The sequence below is a fragment of the Mesotoga sp. BH458_6_3_2_1 genome, assembly GCF_003664995.1.
GTDB lineage: Bacteria > Thermotogota > Thermotogae > Petrotogales > Kosmotogaceae > Mesotoga.
Genome location: NZ_JFHL01000033.1, coordinates 1 through 5,510, shown reverse-complemented (window position 1 = coordinate 5,510; position 5,510 = coordinate 1). Strand labels below are relative to the sequence as shown.

The window sequence follows — 5,510 nt, the reverse complement described above, 5'->3', positions numbered from 1 at the left end:
GCCAGTCTGTCCTGCCGGGCTCCTTCTTCACCAGGCTTTCCATTGTTTCCAGTAACCTGTTATAGTACTCGAGAGCCTTCTCGCCTTCGCCCAGATTCTCGTATATTCTGCCAAGGTTGTTCAGGCTCACTCCCAGTTCTCTCTGCCAGTCTGTCCTCCCGGGATCTTTCTTCACCAGGCTCTCTCTTATTTCAAGATCCCGCATATAGTACTCCAAGGCCTTTTCGCCTTCGCCCAGATTCTCGTATATTCTGCCAACGTTGTTCAGGCTCACTCCCAGTTCTCTCTGCCAGTCGGTCCTGCCGGGCTCTTTCTTCACAAGGCTCTCGCTTATCTCAAGATCTCGCATATAGTACTCGAGAGCTTTCTCGCCTTCGCCCAGTCCCTCGTGTATTCTGCCCACATAGCTGAGGCTCGCTCCCAGGTTGTTCTGCCAATCGGTCCTCCCAGGGTCTTTCTTCACAAGGCTCTCTCTTATCTCAAGAGATCTCATATAGTACTCGAGAGCCTTCTCGCCTTTGCCCAGTCCCTCGTGTATTCTGCCAACGTTGTTTAGGCTCACTCCCAGGTCGTTCTGCCAGTCGGTCCTCCCGGGGTCTTTATTCACCAGGCTCTCACTTATCTCAAGAGACCTCATATAGTAATCGAGAGCCTTCTCGCCTTCGCCGAGACTCTCGTATATTCTGCCAACGTTGTTCAGGCTCACACCCAGGTCTCTCTGCCAGTCGGTCCTCCCGGGCTCTTTCTTCACCAGGCTCTCTCGTATCTCAAGAGATCTCATATAGTACTCGAGAGCCTTATTGCCTTCGCCCAGATTCTCGTATATTCTGCCAACGTTGTTCAGGCTCGCTGCCAGGTCACTCTGCCAGTCGGTCCTCCCGGGCTCTTTCTTCACCAGGCTCTCACTTATCTCAAGAGATCTCATATAGTACTCGAGAGCCTTCTCGCCTTCGCCGAGACTCTCGTATATTCTGCCAACGTTGTTCAGGCTCACTCCCAGGTTTCTCTGCAGATTTTCGTCTTCAGGGTTTTTCTCTAAGAGATTTTCATAAACAGCCAGTACTTTTTCATGCACAAACAAACACCAGAGACTCTTTCCCCTATTCTCGTGTTTTTTTCCAAGTTCGTTCATTGTATCTGCCAGAGATTTGCCGATCGCAGACGGTGATAGCTCTATAATTATCTTCTTCAGCCTATCTTCCTTATCAAAATCGTATCTTTCTACTACATGGTCACAGACTTTGAACAAGACACTGGTCTTCCAGCCTTTCTCTTCGCTTGATTCAACTGTCTCTTTCAGCAACTCTTCAAGCTCTTCATCCATTCCGGCTTCGTAGAGATGGATTCCAAGGTTTTTTACGACGTAGTCCTTATCAGTCTCGTATTCTTCTCTGTCCATGACCTTTCTGTATTTCTCTAGCCCGTATTCAGCAAGTCTTTTGTGCCCTTCTTTCTCGCTAACATAGTATCGAAATGCCCTGTCCTCGCTTGCAAGCCATTCGGTAAGCGTGCTGTGGAAGGGAATTATCCTGTTTTCGTTTCTCTCGAATAGAGAACCCAGTCTTCGGATTATTCTCAAGATTTGAGTTTCTTTGTGTCCCAGAACTTCAGACAGCAATTCAATATCGGGAGGCTCTACCGTGGCGAGAATCAGTTCAAGAACCGGGGAGATGTTCTCGCAGTAATCGTCCTCGTCTTTGAACTTGCTGCTGAAGTACGTGTAGTATATCTCTCCGAGTTTCCCGGGGAAGTTACCCACATCTTTCAATGTAAGAGCCTTCTCTTCGAGCGCTTTCATGAAGGCATTGACATATACGAACAGCCCTTCGCTCTTCTGGAGTATCTCCAGTATTATCTTCTCCTCGTCCATCACCTTTTCCAGATAGGGTTTCAACTTCATCTTGAGATACTCGCGTATGTCTTTTTCGTTTTCCTCCAAGGCCGAGTCGAGTTCGCAGGGGTTCGTCACTCCCTGGAGTTCCGCGTTTATCCCGGCTTCTGATCTGCTCGTGACTATGAACTTCAACCAGGAAGGTGCCTTCTCCAGCTGTCTGGCTATGAGCCTCGCTATCTCGTTGTCTCCGCTCTCTTTACTGGCTTCGTCAAGCCCGTCTATCACTACTGCCAGAGCCTTTCTATCATTCATCCCAGCCCTGTGGAGAGGAAGGATTAACAGGTTGTAGAAGAGATCGTTCGGATCGTTTTTGTACTCTTCAAGATAATGCTCCACTGGTTGAGACAACACCTCTAACTGCTCTCTGTATTCGGGAATCTGCGTACTCAAGTAATACACGAGTGTGTGTATGAACCTCACCGGATCTCTCTTCTCTGTGGAGTCGCTTCTGAAGAAGTGGACGGCAACGACCTCGTACATCGTGCTCGCGAGCCATGAGCTAATCGCCGTCTTTCCTATACCCGGCTTCCCCTTTATCCAGAAGACCTGTTTGCTTCCCGGCCTCTTTCCTTCAAGCCATTCTTCTATCTCTTTTTTTAGCCATTCTCTTCCGGTGAAGTCTTTCAGGTGTCTCAACATATCCGGTCCGAAATCAATGGGGTTAAGCACTTTCAGGAGGTTCTTTTCAAAACCTTCGAAGTCCCAATTCCTGTCTTCAAGTGCGGCCAGGAGTCTTTCGAACTTGACGGAATAGGGGGTATTCTCACATGAAGGGAAGCACTCCTGCATATCCAGCCATTGTATTCTGCAGATGGAGAGGGGAGGTTCGCTCATCTGAACCATAACGGGGAAGATGGAGAGCTCTTTCATCATGGCGGAAGTAAGTTCGTTCAGACAGAAACCGTCCGGCCTTCTCACTGAATGGGGAGTCATGAGATAAAGGAATCTCGCTCTGGATTTGTCCTCTGTCAGCCACTTGAGACCATCCTCTATGTAAAGCTCGAAGTCTTCGCCCGGCCTAATCCTATCCCTGTCGAACCAGACTTCATGGTCTCTCTCTTTGAGATCGTTCTTTATTCTCTCTGCGAGCTCGGCGTATTCGTCATGGCCGTAACTTATGAATATTCTTAATGGTGACTTTTCTGGCATAGTCTTACCCCTCCTACAAATCATAGCTTCAAAGGAACAATCTTCTTTCCGATTTCATTGAAGACATTATCAATGTTTCTCAAAACAACCAGATCCTTTTCTCTGTCTTTCTCGCTCAGTTCTTCCCAGGGACGTATGTCAACATGTATTTTCAGTTGGTCTCTGAGTTTTCTGTCCAGTTTCTTTCCATGGACGTAACCATTTATGAGTTTCCTCGCGAGCCATCTGTTATGTTCAACCTGAGCAAGTGTCTGTTCGTTTTCAGGAAGGATCGCCTTGAAGTTAGCGGGATCTCTTGGATCATCTGTCGATACGGCTTCGAGACCAAGCGATCTTAGCTTCATAGACAGATGCCGTGCTGCATAACGGTTTTCATCTTTGAAGTAGTCAGTCATTCTGCTCCATTCGACTTCAAGCTCTTTCTGAGGTAAGCGAGAATAGACGTTGTGAATCTGCATTGCAAGATCATCACATTCTTCTTCGTTTTTTATTGAAATGCCAGTTGGACAAGAACATGAAATGCCTATTGCCTTCAAAGTATCAAGAGACTCCTTCATTATCTCTGAGCCCTGGTAAGATGAGACGTCCACGAGCACTATTTTGGGAATCTCCAGATTTTCTTCTGATTTGAAGAAGAGCTGCCTCAGCTTTCTTGATATGAAGTCTATCTCCTGAACCTTTGGCCAAGTTATGAAACACAATGATACATTCGAAAGCAAATTGGGAGCATCCATTTCAAGAAAAGTAAGCAAATCGATAGACTGGATGTCAATCACTCGGTTTAGTAAAGGGCAAATCCTTAGTAGATCTCTGATCTTTTCATCAACATCACAGTCAATCACAGTAACTCTCAGCTTCTTCATATTGTTGAAATGGTACATTTGGGCTGCCTCTAGAACTATCCATTGCCCAAGAGCTTCAAGTCCAAATAGGGCTATCTCGATTTGTTCTTTTCCCGCTGTTTCTATGAACTGATCCGGGCTGAAACTATCTACCGTCTGTGCCGCCATTCTCTGAAACACGCTGAATACATGAACGTCTATTCCTATAGAAGGATCCTCCCCTTTGTAGCCTTTGAAAGTCTCGTATGATTTGAAGTCTTCAATCTGAAGCCAGATCTCTGTGCTACTCCGTTTACTCTTTCTGAGCAAAAACTGCTCGATGTTCTTGAGCAATCGCATATTTATCGAATCGTCGTTAGTTGCCAGTATTATGTGAGCGGCCCTATTGATCGCAGAGATATTCAGAATATCAGTCTCCTCAAGATTCCCAACAATGACTGGATTTTCTTCAAAAGTGTTGCAAACATAACTCGGTGTACTTGAGTTCTTTAACAATACAAGTTTGCTACTTGGATAATCTGCTTTCACGCAATTAAGAAGATACTTGCAGGTTTCTTCACAACCGAAAACTACAACATGATCTCTATAGAAAAGCCTTACTTTCAAGGATGTCGCAAAGCTTCTAACGACAGAAAACACAAGTGCTATGAATGCAAATAGAGTTATCCAGGGAGCGGTTATCCTTGCTATATCGAGGATCAAAGGAATTTCATAATCTCCTAGGTTAAGAATTTTTGCAAACCCTGGGAAAAATGTCTTCCATCTGAAGAGTCCGAGAGTGGCTTCCAACAATCCAAGAACCGACATATCTTTGCCGGCCAAATCGAAGAATCTCATCCAGCCGAAGAATCCGAGAACGAAGATGAAAGCTGCAACCGCACCAAGAATCAACCATTTTCTCAGTCTCAAACAAGCCACCTCCGGAGGAATTCCAGTGTGAGAACCTTTTTCATGAAACTGGATGCTTATGACATTATTGTATAATAATGATCATAGATTATTACTTTTGTTACACTTCAAGCGGCACTAGTTGCAACAAGATAGCCGGATGATGAACGAGTTGACAGGACTTCAGTAGGTATATCGAAGGGGTGTAATGATGACAAGCAACTCTTCGCAAGACTGGCAAGTATTCATATCCTGCAAAGTATCGGACGAAAATGATGAGTACACAAGGGACTGGTATATTGCTAAGGAGCTTTACGAGCTTCTAAAAGCGAATTCCATAAGAGTTTTCATGAGCAGTTTCTCGATTGAGGAACTGGGAGAAGCAGCATACAAAGAAGTCATAGAAGAAGCACTCGACAAGGCACTTGTAATGGTAGTTGTTGGAACGACGAAGGAAAACCTTAATTCCAAATGGGTCAAATATGAATGGGACAGCTTTCATAACGAAATAATAAGTGGAAGAAAGCTCAATGGACAGATTGTTACGGTGAGCGATGAACTAGCTAACGCTGACCTTCCCTATGCACTCAGACAGAATCAGTCCTACAAGACTTCTAGAAAGGCAAGGCTACTTAATTTCATAAAGCGAAAACTAGAATCCTTTGATTCCCGAGAATCAATTCCATTGGAAGAGACTGTAGAAGAAAAGTCAGAAGAAACGCTCAATGATATCCCAC

At 45.3% G+C, this 5,510-nt stretch carries 3 protein-coding genes; 1 reads left to right on the top strand and 2 read right to left on the bottom strand.

Annotation, left to right across the window (positions count from 1 at the left end):
* Together Y697_RS14490 and Y697_RS14485 are read right to left on the bottom strand one after the other, a co-directional pair.
* The coding region (locus Y697_RS14490) for a toll/interleukin-1 receptor domain-containing protein (RefSeq protein ID WP_121552522.1) at positions 1 to 3,043 on the bottom strand (3,043 nt) is incomplete at its 3' end.
* A 20-nt stretch (positions 3,044 to 3,063) separates the two neighbouring features.
* Positions 3,064 to 4,794, bottom strand: coding sequence for a hypothetical protein (locus Y697_RS14485; RefSeq protein WP_121552521.1), 1,731 nt, complete (start codon positions 4,792 to 4,794; stop codon positions 3,064 to 3,066).
* 190 nt (positions 4,795 to 4,984) lie between these two features.
* Here Y697_RS14485 and Y697_RS14480 point away from each other — a divergent pair.
* Positions 4,985 to 5,510 (top strand): toll/interleukin-1 receptor domain-containing protein (locus Y697_RS14480; protein ID WP_183083838.1); only part of this gene is annotated, 526 nt, incomplete at its 3' end.